Origin of the sequence: Phreatobacter stygius (genome assembly GCF_005144885.1) — a bacterium.
In the GTDB taxonomy this organism is placed as follows: Bacteria; Pseudomonadota; Alphaproteobacteria; order Rhizobiales; family Phreatobacteraceae; genus Phreatobacter; species Phreatobacter stygius.
In genome coordinates this window covers 3,820,371-3,838,153 of sequence record NZ_CP039690.1, presented here as the reverse complement: position 1 = coordinate 3,838,153, position 17,783 = coordinate 3,820,371, and the positions used below count along the sequence as shown (strand labels likewise).

15 protein-coding genes and 1 pseudogene are annotated in these 17,783 nt (G+C 69.2%); 10 read left to right on the top strand and 6 right to left on the bottom strand.

Features of this window, described 5'->3' with window-relative positions:
* Positions 1 to 13 precede the first annotated feature (13 nt).
* The 7 genes and pseudogenes from E8M01_RS18075 (at position 14) to E8M01_RS18045 (ending at position 6,366) form a co-directional block, all read left to right on the top strand.
* Complete coding sequence (locus E8M01_RS18075; RefSeq protein WP_136961395.1) at positions 14 to 835, top strand: shikimate dehydrogenase family protein; 822 nt, start codon at positions 14 to 16, stop codon at positions 833 to 835.
* Positions 832 to 2,541 carry an FAD-dependent oxidoreductase gene (locus E8M01_RS18070; RefSeq protein WP_136961394.1) on the top strand — a complete coding sequence of 570 codons (1,710 nt, stop codon included), beginning with the start codon at positions 832 to 834 and terminating at the stop codon, positions 2,539 to 2,541. Before E8M01_RS18075 ends, E8M01_RS18070 begins: the two co-directional genes overlap by 4 nt.
* A gap of 13 nt (positions 2,542 to 2,554) precedes the next feature.
* Positions 2,555 to 4,309, top strand: a complete 1,755-nt coding sequence (locus tag E8M01_RS18065; RefSeq protein ID WP_215908762.1) for an FAD-dependent oxidoreductase — start codon at positions 2,555 to 2,557, stop codon at positions 4,307 to 4,309.
* Complete coding sequence (locus E8M01_RS18060) at positions 4,299 to 4,913, top strand: NIPSNAP family protein (RefSeq protein ID WP_136961393.1); 615 nt, start codon at positions 4,299 to 4,301, stop codon at positions 4,911 to 4,913. The genes E8M01_RS18065 and E8M01_RS18060 overlap by 11 nt, the downstream gene beginning before the upstream one ends.
* 12 nt (positions 4,914 to 4,925) lie before the next feature.
* The gene (locus tag E8M01_RS18055; RefSeq protein ID WP_136961392.1) at positions 4,926 to 5,753 is read left to right on the top strand and encodes a sugar phosphate isomerase/epimerase family protein; all 828 of its coding nucleotides are present in this window, start codon (positions 4,926 to 4,928) and stop codon (positions 5,751 to 5,753) included.
* A gap of 49 nt (positions 5,754 to 5,802) precedes the next feature.
* Positions 5,803 to 6,065 (top strand): annotated as a pseudogene (locus E8M01_RS18050) (ribbon-helix-helix domain-containing protein).
* On the top strand, positions 6,040 to 6,366 hold the full coding sequence (locus tag E8M01_RS18045; RefSeq protein WP_136961390.1) for a type II toxin-antitoxin system RelE/ParE family toxin: 327 nt from the start codon (positions 6,040 to 6,042) through the stop codon (positions 6,364 to 6,366). Before E8M01_RS18050 ends, E8M01_RS18045 begins: the two are co-directional and overlap by 26 nt.
* A 95-nt stretch (positions 6,367 to 6,461) precedes the next feature.
* Here the strand turns inward: E8M01_RS18045 and E8M01_RS18040 are convergent, their stop codons facing one another.
* The 6 genes from E8M01_RS18040 to E8M01_RS18015 all read right to left on the bottom strand — a co-directional run bounded on the left by E8M01_RS18040 (position 6,462) and on the right by E8M01_RS18015 (position 13,171).
* Entirely contained in the window at positions 6,462 to 7,760 is a 1,299-nt protein-coding gene (locus E8M01_RS18040; protein WP_136961389.1) for a chorismate-binding protein, read from the bottom strand.
* 108 nt (positions 7,761 to 7,868) lie between these two features.
* Positions 7,869 to 8,801, bottom strand: a complete 933-nt coding sequence (locus E8M01_RS18035; RefSeq protein ID WP_170181952.1) for a LysR family transcriptional regulator — start codon at positions 8,799 to 8,801, stop codon at positions 7,869 to 7,871.
* 34 nt (positions 8,802 to 8,835) lie between these two features.
* On the bottom strand, positions 8,836 to 10,104 hold the full coding sequence (locus E8M01_RS18030; protein ID WP_136961387.1) for an FAD-dependent oxidoreductase: 1,269 nt from the start codon (positions 10,102 to 10,104) through the stop codon (positions 8,836 to 8,838).
* An 18-nt stretch (positions 10,105 to 10,122) separates the two neighbouring features.
* On the bottom strand, positions 10,123 to 11,112 hold the full coding sequence (locus E8M01_RS18025; RefSeq protein ID WP_136961386.1) for a Bug family tripartite tricarboxylate transporter substrate binding protein: 990 nt from the start codon (positions 11,110 to 11,112) through the stop codon (positions 10,123 to 10,125).
* A 207-nt stretch (positions 11,113 to 11,319) separates the two neighbouring features.
* The gene (locus tag E8M01_RS18020; RefSeq protein WP_170181951.1) at positions 11,320 to 12,708 is read right to left on the bottom strand and encodes a serine hydrolase domain-containing protein; all 1,389 of its coding nucleotides are present in this window, start codon (positions 12,706 to 12,708) and stop codon (positions 11,320 to 11,322) included.
* Positions 12,709 to 12,898: 190 nt separating this feature from the next.
* On the bottom strand, positions 12,899 to 13,171 hold the full coding sequence (locus tag E8M01_RS18015; protein ID WP_136961384.1) for a hypothetical protein: 273 nt from the start codon (positions 13,169 to 13,171) through the stop codon (positions 12,899 to 12,901).
* 133 nt (positions 13,172 to 13,304) lie between these two features.
* Here E8M01_RS18015 and E8M01_RS18010 point away from each other — a divergent pair, with 133 nt between their 5' ends.
* From E8M01_RS18010 to E8M01_RS18000, 3 genes are all read left to right on the top strand, one after another.
* Positions 13,305 to 14,258 (top strand): NAD-dependent epimerase/dehydratase family protein, encoded by a 954-nt coding sequence (locus E8M01_RS18010; protein ID WP_170181950.1) that lies wholly within the window; start codon positions 13,305 to 13,307, stop codon positions 14,256 to 14,258.
* 156 nt (positions 14,259 to 14,414) lie between these two features.
* Complete coding sequence (locus tag E8M01_RS18005) at positions 14,415 to 15,761, top strand: aspartate aminotransferase family protein (protein ID WP_136961382.1); 1,347 nt, start codon at positions 14,415 to 14,417, stop codon at positions 15,759 to 15,761.
* Positions 15,762 to 15,764: 3 nt separating this feature from the next.
* Positions 15,765 to 17,780, top strand: a complete 2,016-nt coding sequence (locus E8M01_RS18000; RefSeq protein WP_136961381.1) for a hydantoinase/oxoprolinase family protein — start codon at positions 15,765 to 15,767, stop codon at positions 17,778 to 17,780.
* Positions 17,781 to 17,783: the final 3 nt, after the last annotated feature.

Below are 17,783 nucleotides of genomic sequence, written 5' to 3'. Positions count from 1 at the left end.
ATGGAGCATTGCCATGACCGTGACAGTCGACGGAGCGACCCGGCTCCACATCATCGTCGGCGACCCGATCGCCCAGGTGAAATCGCCCACCGGCATGAGCGCAGCCTTCGCCACCCGTGGCCGGAACGCGCTCTGCGTGCCGATCCACGTGGCGCCGAAGGATCTACCCGGCCTGCTGGCCGGCGCCAGCCTGGCGCAGAACCTGGACGGCATCATCGTCACCGTGCCGCATAAATTCGCCTGCTACGCCCATTGCACCAGCGCCACCGAGCGGGCGCATTTCCTCGGCGCGGTCAACATCATCAGGCGGACCGCCGATGGCGGCTGGTTCGGCGAGATGTTCGACGGCCTCGGCTTCGTCGGCGGCATGCGCGCCAAAGGCGGCGAGCCCAAGGGCAAACGCGCACTGCTGGTCGGCGCCGGCGGTGCCGGCTCGGCGATCGCACTCGCCCTGGTCGAGGCCGGCGTCCGCGAGCTCGCCATCCATGACGCGGACAGCGTGCGGCGCGACGCATTGATCAAGCGGCTCGCCGCCGTGACGGCGACGCCGGTCAGCATCGGGTCGCCCGATCCGGCCGGTTTCGAACTGATCGCCAATGCCACGCCCGCCGGCATGCGGCCGACCGACCCGCTGCCGGTCAGGATCGAACATTTCACGCCCGACATGTTCGTCGGCTGCGTGATCACCGCGCCGGCCGTGTCGCCCATGGTGGAGGCTGCCCGCGCCATCGGCTGCAAGACCTCGGTCGGCGGCGACATGTATGCGGCCGAACAGCAGTTGATGCTGGAATTCCTGCTGGGTGGATCGAGCACGGAAGCGGGTGCGCGCCGATGATCGGCAAGCTCGACGGCCTTCAGGACGGCGCCAGCTACGACGTGGTGGTGATCGGATCGGGCGGCGCCGGCATGGCGGCCGCCGTGTTCGCGGCGATCGAGGACAAGCGGGTTCTCTTGGTCGAGCGGACCGAATATCTCGGCGGCACGACGGCGCTGTCGGCTGCCACCACCTGGGCACCGAACAGCCACCATGCCAAGGGATCGGGCGACAGTTTCGAGAAGGCCGACCGGTTCCTGACCAATGTCGTCGGCAATCATTCGCGGCTCGACATGCGCCGGGCCTTTTTGCGCAGCGCACCAAAAGCCATCGCCGTGCTGGAGGCCGGTTCCGATGTCAGGTTCAGGCCCTATGCGCTGCATCCGGACTATGTCCAGGAGGTCGAGGGTGCGACGCTGACCGGCCGCGCCCTGGAACCCCTGCCCTTCGACGGACGGCAACTGGGCGAGGTCCTGGCGCTGGTGCGTCCGCCGATCCCGGAATTCACGATCTTCGGCGGCATGATGGTCGACCGTACCGATATCGGCCACCTGTTGAAGCTGAAACAGTCGGTAGCCTCGTTCCGCCACGCAGCCAAGATGCTTGGACGTCATGCCCTCGACCGGCTGAGCCGCCCGCGCGGCACCCGGCTGGTCATGGGCAATGCACTGATCGGCCGGATGCTGCTGACACTCAGGCAACGCCAGGTCGACATTGTGCTTCAGACGTCGGTCACCGAGCTCATCCGGGACGGCCATACGGTCACCGGTGTCGTGCTGGCGAGCCAGGGCGCGGCGCGGCGCATCACCGCAACCTCCGCCGTCGTCATGGCATCGGGCGGCTTCAACCGGCACAAGACGCGCCGCGCCGAAATGCTGCACCGGCCGACGCCCGCCTATAGCCCTGGCGCGCCCGGCCATACCGGCGAACTGCAGGACCTGGCGCTCGGCCTCGGCGCACGCTTCGGCGAGGGCAGTCTCGATAATGCCTTCTGGGCGCCGGTCTCGGTACGCAAGCGCGCGGATGGTTCGACCGCGGTGTTCCCGCATTTTGTCATGGACCGGAGCAAACCCGGCACGGTGGCGGTCAACAGCCTCGGCCGCCGCTTCGTCAATGAAACCGTGTCCTATCACCTGTTTTCGCGCGCCATGTTCGAGACGCATCCTCAGGCGCCCTGCATCCCGGCCTTCCTGATCACCGATGCCGAGGGCTTGCGGAAATACGGGCTCGGCATGGTGCGCCCCGGCGGCCGCCGGCTGAAGCCTTACCTCGCCGACGGCTATCTGACGGAAGCACCGTCCGTTGCCGAACTCGCGGAGAAGCTCGGCATCGACGACCAGGCGCTGGAACAGACCATCGCCGCCATGAACGGCTATGCGGCCACCGGCGTGGATACCGCATTCGGCCGCGGCACGACCGCCTATCACCGGGTCAATGGCGATGCCGGCCAGCAGCCGAACCCGACGCTCGGGCCGATTGCGACCGCGCCGTTCTACGCCGTCAAACTCTATCCCGGCGATATCGGCGCGGCCAACGGCCTGGTCACCGACGAACAGGCCCAAGTGCTCGACCGCGACAACCAGCCGATCCGCCACCTCTATGCCTGCGGCAACGACATGCAGTCGATCATGGGCGGTACCTATCCCGGCCCCGGCATCACCATTGGCCCGGCCATCACCTTCGCCTATCGCGCCATCCGCCACGCCCTGCACGGCGAAACCAACTGATGACCTGCCGACCATGACCATGCCGGATCAGGACAGCTGCGACCTCGTCGTCGTCGGATCGGGCGCTGCCGGGCTTGCGGCCGCGGTCACCGCCGCCTGGCTCGGGCTCGACGTGGTGGTCATCGAGAAGGAGCCGGTGCTCGGCGGCACCAGCGCCTGGTCCGGCGGCTGGCTGTGGATCCCGCGCAATCCGCTGGCGCGCGCCGCCGGCATCGACGAAGACCCGGCGCGGCCGCGCGACTATCTGCGCCACGAGCTCGGCAACCGCTACGACGCCCGTTTCGTCGACATGTTCCTGGCGCAGGGCCCGCGCATGGTGTCCTTCTTCACCGCGCATACCGCGCTCAGCTTCATTGCCGGCAATACCATCCCGGACTTCCACGGCGGCAGTCCCGGCGCCGCGCTCGGCGGCCGCTCGGTCTGCGCCGCGCCGTTCGACGGCCGCAAGCTCGGTCCGCGGATCAAGGATCTGCGTCCGCCGCTCCAGGAGATCTCGCCCTTCGGCATGGGCATCGCCGCTGGCGACGATCTCCGACATTTCCTCGGCGCCACCTTTTCGCTCGCCTCGTTCCGGCATGTCGCGATGCGCCTCGTGCGGCACTGGCGGGATGTCGCGCTGAACGGCCGCGGCATGCACCTGGTCAATGGCAATGCGCTGGTCGCCGCGCTCCTGAAATCGGCCGACGATCTCAAGGTGCGGATCATGACGGCGACACCGGCGCACGGTCTCGTGCGCGAGGGCGCAGCGGTGGTCGGCGTCAGCGCCGCACATGACGGCCGGAGCGTCACGATCCGGGCGCGGCGCGGTGTGGTGCTGGCGGCCGGCGGCTTTCCCCATGACACGGCACGCAAGGCGGAACTGTTCGCGCACGCCCCAACCGGGACCGAGCACTGGTCGGCGGCGCCGGCGGGCAATACCGGCGACGGGCTCAGGCTCGGCGAGAGCGCCGGCGGCGCGGTCGGCCGCGATCTGGCTGCATCCGGCGCCTGGGCGCCGGTGTCGCTGGTGCCCAGGCCCGACGGCACCACCGGCCACTTCCCGCACCTGATCGAACGGGCCAAGCCCGGTCTCATCGCCGTGCGCCGCGACGGCCGGCGTTTCACCAACGAGGCGGATTCCTATCACGACATGATGACGGCGCTGTTCGCCGCGACGCCCAAGGGCGAAGCGCCGGAAGCCTGGCTCGTCTGCGACCACCGGTTCCAGCGCCGCTACGGCCTCGGCCATGCGAGACCGCGCCCCTTCGCGCTCGGACGCTGGCTCGCCAGCGGCTATCTCAAGCGCGGGACGACCGTCGAACAGCTCGCCGAAGCCTGCGGCATCGACCCCAGCGGCCTCGTCGAAACGCTCGCCGTCCATAACCACCACGCGGCGCAAGGTCGCGACCCGCTCTTCCACCGCGGCGAGAGCGCTTACAACCGGGTGCAGGGCGAGCCGCATCACCCGCTCAATCCGAGCGTCGGGCCGATCCTCGACGGCCCGTTCTATGCCGTGAAGATCGTCGCCGGCAGCCTCGGCACCTTCGCCGGGCTCGCCACCGACGAACATGCCCGCGTGCTCGGTCCCGATCACCGGCCGATCGCCGGCCTCTATGCCGTCGGCAATGACATGGCGAGCATCATGGGCGGCAATTACCCGAGCGGCGGCATCACGCTCGGGCCCGCCATGACCTTCGGTTTCATCGCCGCCCATCACGCCAGCGGCACGCCGCTGCCACAAGATCCCGATCGACCTTCTTCAACCCCGGAGCCAGGCCATGCTCTATGAACTCGCCACGCTGTCCATCCGTCTCGGCACCGCGGCCAAGGCCATTGCCGGCATCGACAGCTATGTGAAGGAGCCCACCGCGAAAGGCCGCCTGCTCGGCTGCTGGGCGAGCGAGATCGGCGAGCTCAACCGCCTCGTCGTGCTGCGCGGCTTCGCCGACGCCGACGCGCTTGCGGCCGAGCGGACCCGCACGCTCGGCACCACCAATCCGTTCCATTGTGGCGAGGCGCTGAGCCATCTGCGCCTGGAAAGTTATGCGCCGTTTTCCTTCCTGCCGCCGGTCACCACGGGAAAGTTCGGCCAGGTCTACGAGATCCGCACCTATGGCCTGAAACTCGGCGGCGTCGGCCCGACCAGCGCAGCCTGGGAGGCCGCCATGCCGGAGCGGGCCAAGCTGTCGCCCCTGACGATTGCCATGTATGCGCTCGATGGGCCCCAGCGCTTCACTCATATCTGGCCCTATGCCAGCCTCGACGCGCGTGCGGCGGTGCGCACCGAGTCGGTTGCCGGGGGTGTCTGGCCACCCAAGGGTGGGCCGGACTGGCTGACCGGCGAGATGGTCTCGACGATCGGCCTGCCGACCGCAATCTCGCCGCTCGCCTGACGGAAACGGATGATGTCGACGCGATACTCGCTTGCCCACCTCACGCTGCTGGACCTTTCGCCCACCGAACTGGTCCACGCGGCGGCCAAGACCGGCTACCAGTTCATCGGCCTGCGCCTGCTGCCCGCCTCGCCCGGCGGACGGTGCTATCGGCTGATGGACGATCCTGGCACCGTCCGTTTGATGCTCGCCCTGATGGCGGACACCGATGTCGACGTCTTCGACCTGGAGATCATCCGCATCGGCCCCGACTTCAGGGCCAGCGACTATCTCGCCTTCTTCGAAGTCGGCCAGAGGCTCAGCGCCCGGGCCATCCTGGTCGCCGGCGACGATCCGGACGAAGGGCGGCTGACGGCGAATTTCGCTGCGCTCTGCGAAGCGGCAGCGCCTTTCGAACTCAGCTGCGATCTCGAATTCATGCCCTGGACCAAGGTGCCGGACGCGTCCTCGGCATTGCGCATCGTTTCGCGCGCCGACCAGAAAAACGGCGGCGTCCTGGTCGACGCTTTGCATTATGGCCGGTCCAGTTCGACGCTTGCCGATGTCGCGGCGATCCCGCGCAAATGGCTGCACTATGCCCAGATCTGCGACGGGCCGGCCGGCACGGCACCTGTCGACGCACTGATCCATACCGCGCGCTGCGAACGCCTGCTGCCGGGCGAAGGCGGCATCGACCTCGTCGGCCTGTTCGCAACTTTGCCCGGTGACCTGCCGGTCAGCGTCGAATTGCCGAGCGAGAGCCGGGCGCCTCAGTTCGGTCCCGAGGAATGGGCGCGCCGGACGCTCGCCGCCGCGAAGGCGACAGTCGCCGCGGCTGAAGCCCGGCGGGCGCCGGCATGAGGGCGCTGGTCACTGGCACCAACCGCGCCATCGGCGATCCACCCAACAGATGAGCATCACGCCCCCGTGGAGATGGCGCGGCTTGTCAAAGAGAAGGTATCGAGCGGAGCATATGCATCCGAAAGCGAGGTGATCCGCGAGAGCCTGCGGGCCTTGCAGGAGCGCGACGTTGCCGTGGAGCGTTGGCTGCGGGATGAGGTGGCTCCGACCTATGATGCCCACCGCAAGAACCCGGGCAAGGCGCGGCCGTTGTCGGCCGTTGCTGCGGAGCTGGACAGCTTCATGGATGCCGCCGACAAGAAACCCCGCTAACCTTGGTGCATCGCGTTCGCCTGACCGAGGCGCCGAGGCCGACCTCAAAGGCATCTACGCGTTCATCCGTGACCAAGCCTCCCCGCGCACGGCGCGAAGCTACGTCGATCGCATTTTGACCGATCTGGCGGGGTTCGATCTGTTCCCCGAGCGCGGCACGGTACGCGACGAAATCCGCCCAGGGTTGCGGGTCATTGGGTTTGCGCGGCGAATAAGCATCGCCTTCATCGTCGAGGCCGAAGAAGTCGTGGTGCTTCGTATCCTCTACGCCGGGCGCCAGCTCGAAATCGATGAGGAATGAACCGTCGACAGCGGCTTCTCGACCCCCATCCTGTCGCATGTGCCGGGACTTGCGCGCTCGGCGGAGTGAGGCATCAGGGCCGCGCCTGACCGCCGTCAGCCGCCTGGCGTGCCGCGCGCCTCGGCCCGCGCGACGCCGTCGATCAGGAAGCGCGCCTTGGACAAGGCCTCGCGGTATTCGTCCTCGGCCGCCGAGGTGCCGACGACCTTGCCGCCGACACGCAGCGCCGCACGGCCTTCAGCGATCCAGAGCGAACGGATGACCACGGCGAGGTCCGCGAGACCTGGCTCGACCAGGCCAATGACCCCGCCATAAGGACCGCGCGCGCCAGCCTCGCCGCCGGACCCGAGCGCGGCGGCGGCCCGCTTCGGCCGGCCGGAGACGGCGGCGGCGGGCGCCAGAGCCAGGATCGCATCGGCGATATCGCAGCCATCGGCAAGCTCCGCCTCCAGCGCCGAATAGAGATGCATGACATGGGAGAACCGCCGCACCTGCCGATCGATCACCACCTCGATCGCGCCGTCGCGGGCGATCGGCAGGAGGGCGTCACGTTCGGCTTCGACCACCACCCGGTGTTCGGCGGCATCCTTGGCATTGACCAGAAGATCGCGCGCGGCGGCTTCGTCCCTGGCGGCATCACCGCCGACCGGCCGCGTGCCGGCATCGGTTTCGAGATGCAGCCGGCCGTGGCTCGCGGTGAGATAGGCGAGCGGCGAACTGCCGACCAGCGCGCTGCCGTCATGCTTCAGGACGAAACCGTAAGGCGAGGGATTGGCCGCGACGAATTCGCGGTAGAGCGCGAAGGGGCTCGCCCCGGTCGGCTTCGACAGGCCGAGCGACAGCACCGCGCCCTCGACCGTGCCGGCGGCGACGGCCCGCTTGATGGTCTCGACACGGCCGGCATAGTCGGCAAAACCGAGATCGGCGGTCCAATCGGAGAGATCGGCGCGCAATTCGCCGCCCGCCGGCGGCCCGGCGTGACGCGGCAGGGCGAGAAGCCGGCGACGCAGCGCCGCGACGTCGGCCGAGACGAGGCTGAGCGTGCCGGCCGCATGGTCGATGACGAAACCCTCGCTGACCTCGGCGACGAGGTGGCCGGGCAGGCCGGGGCTCCTTGCCGGCGGCCGGCCGAGCAGGGTTTCGAAGCCGGCAAAGACCAGCATCAGGCCGGGTTCGGATGCGGCTCGATCGAGCTGGCTCAAACCCCTGCGCAAGGCGCCGGCAAAGTTGCCGCCGTCGATGATCGCGACATCCAGGCCGACCACCGTGCGGGTGAGCCGGCGGGTCGAGAGGTCGAACCGCTGGAACAGGAAGGCGGTCGTGCCGCCGAGCTGTTCGGTCGCGGCGATCGGGTCGAGCCCGGCCATGGCCTCGGTCGCGCATCCGGATGTCATGGCAATCCCTCAGGGCTTGGCCGCTCGGCTGATGGGCGGCCCGGGCGATTGTCGACGGGCCGGCCTCGCCGGCCAAGGCCAGACCTTGGGGTCGCCGATAGCGCCGGGCTATCGCGGCACCGAGCGGACCGTGGCGCAAGGCGCCGCGGCGGCAATGGCGGCGAGCTGGCGGGTCAGCTCGCGCTGGAACAGTTGAGTGAAATGGCTGACCGGACGCTCGTGATTGACGTGCAGGAAAATGTCGAAGGCCGGGTCGAAAGCGACCGGCTTCACCGCAACCCGGCTCTGATCGGCGGAGAGTGCGCTGAACTCGTCGACCAGGGCAATGCCCAGGCCGGCCTCGGCGAGGCCAACCGCGGTTTCGGCGAAGCGCGCCTGATGGGTGCGGCCGAGGCTGACATCGGCCGAGCCGAGGAACCGCGCGATCGCCTGGCCGTGCACGGTATGCGGCTCGAAGACGATCAGGGTCTCGTCCTTCAGATGACCGGGCGCGACGGCGCCGTCGAAACGCTGCGCCAGCTCGTGGGGCACCAGGCAGACCAGCCGGGCCTGGCCGAGGCGGGTGCTGCGAATGGCGCCATGGGCAATCGGAAAGACCGACACCGCGCATTCGCCGGGACCCCCCAGGACATAATCGAGCACCTGGGCAACCGACAGGATCTCGAGATGCACGGTGAGCCCCGGATGACGCGTGACCAGCGCGTTCAGCACCTCCGGAACCAGCCGGCGGCCAATGCTCGGCGCCGCCCCGAGCCGAAGCGTCGCGGCCTCGCGCCGGGCCACCTTGTCGACCCGCATCACCGCCTGTTCGAGCTGGACGAAGGCGCGGTCAATCTCGGCGAGGATGTTGACCGCTTCGGCGGTCGGATAGATGCGGCCGCCCTGGCGCAGGAACAGCGGCACACCGAGCCGGTCCTCGATGCGCGCGATGACATTGGTCACCGTCGGCTGGGCGACGCGCAGCAGGCGCGCCGCGCCGATAAAGCTCTTGGCCGCCATCACGGCGCGGAACATTTCGATCTGGCGCAGTGTCAGGGTCATGGACATCAAGCGGAGAAACGGGGACCCGAGCCTATCACAGGATCGCGCCCTGGCGGCTCAGCGCGCTGCGCAGCAGGCCAACCGCGACGTCGTCGGTGCCGGCCGCCTGCAGCGCCGCGGCAAGGCCGGCGGCATGGCCGGTGGCAAAGGCCGTGCCCATCACCCGGACGGACGCGAAGGCAATGTCGTCGCAGCCGATCAGCCGGCCGCCGAGCCAGAGATTGTCCGTGTTGCCGGCACGCAGGCTGCCGAAGGGCACGTCGAAATAGCCCTTGCCGCCAATATTGCGAAACTCGATGCGGCCGGGGCCGTGATGGATCTCCACCGGCCAGCCGCCGCGGCCAATGCCGTCGTCGCGCGTGAGGCCCTGTTCGGCGGCGGCGCCCGACAGGCTTTCGCGCGCCGCGACACGGCGCGACTGGCGGATGCCGACCTGCGGCCCGGTCGAAACGATATGGGCCTTGTCGAAACCCGGCGCGCCGGCGCGCAGCGCCTCGACCAGGCCAAAGGCCATTTCACGGCCCTGCAATTCGGCGGCGGTCAGGCTCGCTGCGCTGACCCCGTCGGTTTCGAGGTCGGCGACCAGCCACCAGAGGTCGCCGGAGACCGGCAGGCGCGCGCCGACGCCGCCGGACAGCCGATGGATCGGAAAGCGCGCGGTGGCATTATAGGCCGCAACCGCCGCGCTCATCACCGCCTTGGAGAAGGCGACATCCGGCGCCACGCCGCCAATGCGAATGGGATAGGAGGCCGGCTGCAGGTGCCGGCCGGGCGCGATCGCCTCGGCCGGCACGAGGGCGCCGGTCAGGGCAGCGAGATCGCCTTCGCCGCTGGCGTCGACGAAGGCCCTGGCGCGGATGTCGCACGGGCCGGCATGGTCCTGGATGGTGACACCGGTGATGCGCCGGCCATCGGTCGCGGCACCGACGAGCGAGGCATGCAGCCTGAGTTCGGCACCGCTGGAACCGACCAGCCGGTCGAGCGCGAGCTTGAGGATTTCCGGATCGAGCATGACGATGAGATTGCCCGAGGCGCTGCGGATCGGACGGCGGTCGAGGCCAAGCCGGCCGAGCTGATCGAGCAGCTCGGCGCCGACACCGCCGACCACCGGTTCGATAGCGGTGCCTTGGGCGAACAGGCCGCAATAGGACAACACCGAGGCGTTGGTCGCCGAGCCGCCGAGAAAGCCATAGCGCTCGACCAGCAGGGTGCGCGCGCCATTGCGCGCCGCGCCGACCGCCGCCGCGATGCCGGCGGAGCCGCCACCCACCACCACGACATCATAGGTTTCGGCAGGGCTCATCAGGACAATTCCATGGTTTCAGTCTTCCGGCTTGAGATTGGCGGCCTTGATGATGTCGGCCAGCACCGCCATGGTGCTGACCTGATAGGCCGCGAAGGCCTTGGCATCGCGCACCTCGATGGCGAAGCCGAGCCGGCTGATCGCTTCCACCACCGGCGGTGCGCCGAGTGCTGCGACGATCTCCTGGGACAGGCGCGTGACCGAAGCGGGCGGCGCGGTCGCCGGCGCGAAGAAGGCGGTCCAGGACGACAGGTCGGCATTGACCACGCCCTGCTCGCTGAGCGTCGGCACGTCGGGGATCATGGCGTTGCGCCGGGCGCTCTGCATGGCGAGCGCCCTGACCTGGCCAGCCTGGATCTGCGCCACAACGCTCGGCAGCACGGCGCAGGCGAAATCCATCCGGCCGGCGACCAGATCCTGGGCCATGGCGGCAAGGCCACGATAGGGCACATGGGTCAGTTTGGTGCCGGTGCGCGCCATGAACAGCTCGGCCGACAGGTGCGAGCCCGAACCTGGGCCAGTCGAGGCGAAGTTCAGTTCGCCCGGACGCGCCTTGGCATAAGCGACAAATTCGGCGATCGACCGGACCGGCATGTCGGCGCGCACCACCAGGACATTCTCGAAGGCGCCGGCGCCGGCGAGCGCGGCGAAGTCCTTCACCGCGTCATAACCGGGCGTGCGCATGAGGAACATGTTGGTGCCATGCGACTGGTTGTTGCCGAAGATGATGGTGTGACCATCGGGCTCGGCGCGCGCCACCTGGCGGGTGCCGAGCGCGCCCGACGCGCCGGCGACATTTTCGACGATGACGTTCTGGCCGAGCGGCGTCGCGATTTGATGGGCGACGATACGGGCGATGGCATCGGTCGCGCCACCCGCCGGATAGGCCACGACGAGGCGCATCGGCCGGCTCGGCGCCCAGGCGGCCTGGGCACGAGCGAGCCGCGGCAGGACGGGCGCCGCGAGCGCCGCCCCGATGAATGCACTGGCCATCCGTCGTGTCGTCATGATTGTCCTCCCGCTGGGTTGCCGGCATCCGGTTCTCCGCCGGATGTCCTCCGATCTCTGGTGTCTCGATTCACACTCCTGCCGATCGGACGACGCGCAGCGGCCGCCCGTGCCCGTCACCTTTGACGACGGGCCGGAGGTCGCAAGTCAAAACAGTGCGGGACCCGATAGCCTTTGACTATCGCAAGGCGGGTCGGACGGGCCGGCTCAGCGGGCCTCGGGCAGCCGCGGTTCGATGAATTCCAGCGGGCGGGAACTGGCCGGCGGATCGAGATTGGCGAGCGCCACCAGGACATAGCCGAGCCTGGGGAAGACATGGAGGTCGCCGCTCATGCCGGGCGCGCCGCCATTATGGCCGAACCCCTGCCAGTCGCCGTCGCCGACGACGGCAAAACCCAGGCCGAACGGGCCGGCCTGCCGGCGGGTCGCGGCCTGAAACAGCGCCGGCGATATCAGCCGGCCCGCCTGCAGCGCCTCGACGAAGCGGAGGAGGTCGCCGACGGTCGAATAACCGCCGCCGGCCGATGTCCCGCGCCATGGCAGCGTATCGCTGTTCGGCACCAGCTCGTTGCCGCGGCTGATATAGCCGACGGCACGCTCCGGCACCGCTTCGGATTCGGGCAGCGAGCCGGTCGAGGTCATGCCCGCCGGCTCGAACAGGTGGCGGCGGACATAGTCGTCATAACTCATGCCGCTCGCCGTCTCGATCAGCGCACCGAGCAGGATAAAGCCATAGTTGGAATAGCGCTGGCCGGCGCCCGGCGGATGGTCCGGGGCGCGCTCGCCATAAAGCCTGACATAGTCGTCATGGGTCCTGAGATTGTGCCGGTTCTCGGCGAAGCCGGGACCGAAAATGTCGCCGGTGCCGCCGGTATGGGTCAAGAGCTGGCGAATGGTGACGGTCTCGGCAATGGCCCGGTTCGGATAGCCGGCGAGATGTCGGCCGACGGTGTCGTCGAGCCCCAGCTTGCCGGCCTCGACCAGTTGCAGGACCGCAACGGCGGTGAACATCTTGCTCATCGAGCCGATGCGGAAGCGCGTCTCGACGGTTGCCGGCAGATTGCGCGCACGATCGGCCAGCCCCCAGGCGCGTTCCAGCAGAACCTTGCCGTCGCGGGCCACCAGCACGGCGCCGGCGAAACGGTCGCGGCGCGCCGCTTCATCGAGGTGGCTGACCAGTTGGGCGACCGCATCGGCCTCGGACAGGCGCTGCACGGCGAGGTCCGCCGGCGGCGGCACGAGATCGAGCGCGAAGCTCGCCAGGACCGGTTCGGGATCGCCGGTCAGAGCCATCTGCACCTGCGCGAAACGTTGGCTCTCCACTTCCTTCAACAGGCCGGTGAAGCGGCTTGCCTCGCTCGCCACCACCCGGACCAGGACGAAGCCGCCGCTCTGCCGGCGAAGGCCGCTCAACTGCGCCAGTGAAGGCGCTGGCCGATAGGTTCGGTCGAAGGCGCCGACCTTGACGGCATCGGCGGAGTTGAAGGCGTCCAGCCAGGCGGCAAAGACCGCGGCCGCCTTGGTTTCGGGCACGGCCGGTTGCGCCTGCGCCGTCGCCAGAAAGACAATCGTGAAGACCGCGACGAGCAGGCGCATGCCGAACCCCAGATGCCGTGACGGCGGCATCGGTGCCGGCCGTTCATGGCGCCAGCATGTCGCAACGAGGGCCAGGCTGGATCGCGCCGGCTGGCGATCGCGCTTTAGCACGTGATCGTGTGAGAGCGAAGCAAGCCTCGAAGGACGGCAAACCGCGGCGCCGTGCGCTTCGATGCGAGACGGTCAGACCCTAGAACGCGCCCCAGACCAGGATGGCCACCACCAGCGTGACCACCGGCAGCAAGGCCAGGACGAAAGCGAAGCGCAAGCCGCGGTTCTTGAAGGCGAGCACCAGAGCGGGCAGGCCGGACACCGCGAAAATGCCGGTGGCGATGAGTGCTGCGGCCGTGTCGAGCCCGCGCGTCGCCGGATCGGAGCGCGACAGCAGCCCGTTGGCCGCGACCAAGAGCCAGAGCAGCGCTTCGGCTCCGCCGATCGCCAGAACCACTCCACGCAGGCGCATGACAGCCACCCGACCCCTGTCGGCAGGCCTGGGATGACCGGCCCGCGCTTCTGTTCGCAAAGCCTAGATGCCAACCTCGCTCGCGGCAATGTCGGGCGGCCGGGGGCACGGCGATCGAAACAGGTGCGGCGCTATGACGGTCATGATCACGGGTGGCACGGGTTTTGTCGGCGTCGCGGTCGCCGACCATCTGGCACGCATGGGCCGGCGCGCGGTCGCCTTCGCGACCCATCCCGCGCCACCGGGCTGGTTGCCCGAGCAGGCGGTGGAGATCATCGGCGACGTTACCGACGCCGATCAGGTGAAGGCGGCCATGGCCGCCGAGAAGGTGACGGTGGTGATCCATGCCGCCGCCATGACGGCCGGTCCCGAACAGGAGCGTCACGCGCCCGAGCGGGTGGTCGCGGTCAATGTCGCGGGCACCGCCGCAGTTCTCAGGGCGGCTGCCGAGAGCGGCATCAAGAAGGTGATCCTGGCATCGTCCGGCAGCGTCTATCCGCTCGACAAGAACGGCGAAGGCCGGTTCGACGCGCGTATCGACCGGCCGGCACCGGCGGCGCTCTATGGCATGACCAAGCTCGCCGCCGAGCAGATCGCGCTCCGGCTTGCGGTGGTCTACGGCCTTTGCCTGCCGATCGTCCGGCTGTCGGCGGTCTATGGCCCGTTCGAGCGCGACAGCGGCGTCCGTGAGATCCTGTCGGCGCAAGCCCAGGTCGTGGCGCTGGCGCGACGCGGCGAAGAGGTGCGCCTGTCGCGGCCGGGCTTCGGCGGCTGGCTCTATTCGCGCGACGCGGCGGCCGCCCTGGTGGCGCTGATCGACAAGAAATTCCCCGAGCCGCCACCGGTGTTCGATCTCGGCGGCCAGGAGGTGTTCTCGATCCTGGATTTCTGCCAGGCCCTGGCGGCGCGCCTGCCCGGCTGGAGCTACCGGATCGACGAAGAGGATCCCAACATCCGCTTCCAGCTGCCGGCCGATCGCCGGCCGAGCGACTTCATTCGCCTGCAGGCGGCCACCGGCTTCAAGCCGCGCTTCGACCTGGCAACAGCGATCCCGGATTATCTCGACTGGCTGGACAAGACCGGCTGAACCGCCACCCGCTTCGGCTCCCGGCCAATCTCGGGGGCGCTACGAAATCACCGAAGCCGCGGCCATGCAACCCCGTGATCCGGGCGGCGGCATGCGCATTGCGCATTTGACCGTCCGCTCCGCTCGACCCTAGCCTTCGCGTCACGAGGGCTTCACATGAACGATATCGGTCATCGCTGGTTGAACCAGCACAAGGTCGGCGAGCGGCTGCCCAAGGCGGTCGGCGGCGAAGGCATCTATGTCATCGACGAGACCGGGCGGCGCTATCTCGACGGCTCGTCGGGGCCGGCGCTGTTCTGCCTCGGCCACGGCCATCGCGAGGTGATCGAGGCGATCAAGGCGCAATATGACAAGCTGTCCTTCGGCTATTCGGCAAATTTCACCTCCGATCCGATCGACGAACTGGCCGAGACGATCATCGACCAGGCCGGCGGCGGCATGAGCCGGGTCAGCTTCGTCTCCGGCGGTTCGGAGGCCACCGAAACCGCAATGAAGATCGCGTTGCAATACCACCTCGCCCGCGGCCATTCCGGCCGCACCCATTTCTTCGCCCGGCGGCAGTCGTGGCACGGCTATACCTTCGGCGCGCTGTCGCTGTCCGGCCATCCGGCCCGGCGCAAGCCCTATGCCGCGGCGCTGATGCCGGTGACCCATCTGTCGCCGGCCAATGCCTATCGCCCGCCGGCCGGCGTCGCGCCCGATGAACTGGCCGAGCATCTGGCCGCCGAGTTCGAGCGCGAGATCCACCGGGTCGGCGCCGAGCATGTCGCCGCCCTGTTCTTCGAGCCGGTGGTGGGGGCCGCCGGCGGCGCCGTGCCGGCGCCCGAGGGCTATGCCCGGAAGATGCGCGAGATCTGCACGCGCTACGGCATCTTGATGATCGCCGACGAGGTGATGTGCGGCGTCGGCCGCTGCGGCACCTGGCGGGCGCTCGCCCATGACGGCGTCGCACCCGACGTGATGTATACGGCCAAGGGGCTTGCCGGCGGTTACGCGCCGCTCGGCGCGGCGCTGATGACCGAAGAGGTCTACCGCACCATTGCCGACGTGTTCGGCACGATTGCCAGCGTCCATACCTATTCCGGCCATACCGCGGCCTGCGCCGCCGGCCTCGCCGTGCAGAAGGTGATCATCCGCGACGGCCTGGTGGAAAAATGCCGCACCGACGGCGACTACCTGATGGGCGCGCTGCGCGAGGCCTTCGGGCAGAACCCGCATGTCGGCGACATCAGGGGCCGCGGTTTCTTCGTCGCGCTCGAACTGGTCAGGGATCGCGAGACCAAGGCGCCGTTTGCCGCCGCCCTCGGCGTGCAGGCGAAGATCAAGGAGGAGGCGTTCAGCCGCGGCCTGCTCTGCTATCCCTCGCCCGGCACGGCCGACGGCTACAACGGCGACCACGTCATCCTGGCGCCGCCCTATATCATCTCGCGGGCCGAGATCGACCAGATGGTCGAGACGCTGAAGGCGGCGACGACGGCGGCGCTTGCCCGCGTGGCCTCCTGATCGATGGCGGACGAGACCCGTTCCGGCGGCTGGACCGTCGGCATCGACATTGGCGGCACCTTCACCGACGTGGTGGCGGTGGGCCCGGAGGGGCTGCGCCACGCCAAGACACCGACCACGCCGGGCGATCCGCTCGCCGGGCTTGAAAAAGCGATCGCGGCGGTCGATCTCGACTGGCCGTCGATCGGCTCGCTCATCCACGGCACGACGCTGGTCACCAATATGCTGGTGGAGGCAAAACTCGCCCGGGTCGCGCTGATCACCACCGCCGGCTTCGAGGACGTGCTGCATATCGCACGCGCCAGCCGCGACGACCTCTACAGCCTGGATAGGCCGCCGCGGCTTGCGTCGCTGGTGCCGCCCGAGCTGACCTTCGGCATCACCGAACGGATGGATTTCCGGGGCGAGGTGATCGAGGCCCTGAGCGAGGCCGAGATCGCCCGAGCCGTCGCTTTCGTGCGCGCGACCAGGCCCGAGGCGGTGGCGGTGTCGCTCTTGCACGCCTATGCCAATCCCGAACACGAGGCGCGGCTCGGCGCGGCGCTGCGTGAGGTCCTGGCCTATGTCTCGCTGTCCCACGAAGTCAGCCCGGAGGCGCGCGAATATGAGCGCACCGCCTCGACCGCCCTCAATGCCGCGGTCATGCCGCGCGCCTCGGCTTATGTCGACAGGCTGCTGGCGAGCGTGCCCGAGACCACCGCGATCAGCCTGTTCCATTCGGCCGGCGGCGTCGCCATGCCGGCGGTGCTGCGCTCGGCGCCGCTGGCGCTGGCACTGTCCGGGCCGGCCGCCGGCGCCATCGCGACCGCCGATGTCTGCCGCAAGCTCGGCATCGAGACCGGCCTCGCCTTCGACATGGGCGGCACCACCACCGATGTCTGCCTGGTCGCCCATGGCCGGGCCGAGATCGCCACCAACCGCAAGCTCGGCGGCCGGCCGGTGCGCCAGCCGATGATCGCCATCGAGACGGTCGGCGCCGGCGGCGGCTCGCTGGTCCGGCTCGGTGCCGGCGGCCTGACCATCGGGCCGGACAGCGCCGGCTCCGATCCGGGTCCGGCGAGCTACGGCCTCGGCGGCACCGAACCGACCATTACCGATGCCAATGTGCTGCTCGGCTATCTCGATCCGGCGCGCCGGCTCGGCGGGGCCATCACGGTCGATCCGGCCAAGGCGCGCCAGGCGCTCGAACCGATCGCCGGCAGGCTCGGCCGGCCGGCCGGAGAGGTCGCGCTCGGCGTGCTCGACGTCGCCAATGCGGTGATGGCGCGGGCGCTGCGGCGCGTCACCGTGCAGCGCGGCGTCGACCTGCGCGGCGCGACGCTGGTCGCCTTTGGCGGCGCCGGGCCCATGCATGCGGTGTCGCTCGCCCGCCAGATCGGCATCAGCCATGTTCTCGTGCCGGAATTCTCCAGCGGCTTCTCGGCCTTCGGCTGCATTGCCGCGCCGCCCCTGATGGCGAAACAGAAGACCATCCGGCTCGACAGCGAAAACTTCGACGCGGCCCGGCTCGACCGCGAGCGCGCCGGGATCCGGAGCGATCTCTCGGCTGCGCTGATGCGCTCGGGCGTCAGGCCGGAGGCCATCCGCCATGCCGAGCAATTGCTCATCCGTTATGTCGGCCAGAGCGTGGCGGTCGAAGTGCCGGTCGGCCCCGATGCCGATCTTGCAACCATTGGCCGGAGCTTTCGCGAGGTGCACCAGCGCACCTATGGTTATGCCACCGACGAGCCGTTCCAGATCGAGAGCCTGCGCATCGAAGCCTCGGCGCCCGGCGCCGACGTGCTCTCGACCCGCCATGGCGCGACCGGCACCGCCCTGCCCGAGGCCGTCTCGGTTTTGCCTTGCATCTTCGGGCCGGGCGGCGCGGTCGCGACACCGCGCCACGGCCGCGAGACTTTGCCGATCGACGTGCCGGTCGCCGGCCCCGCGGTGATCGAGGATGCCTGGTCGACGGTGGTGCTGCCGCCCGGCGCGACCTGCCGGCGCGACACTGCCGGCCACCTGCATGTGGAGGTCTGAGCC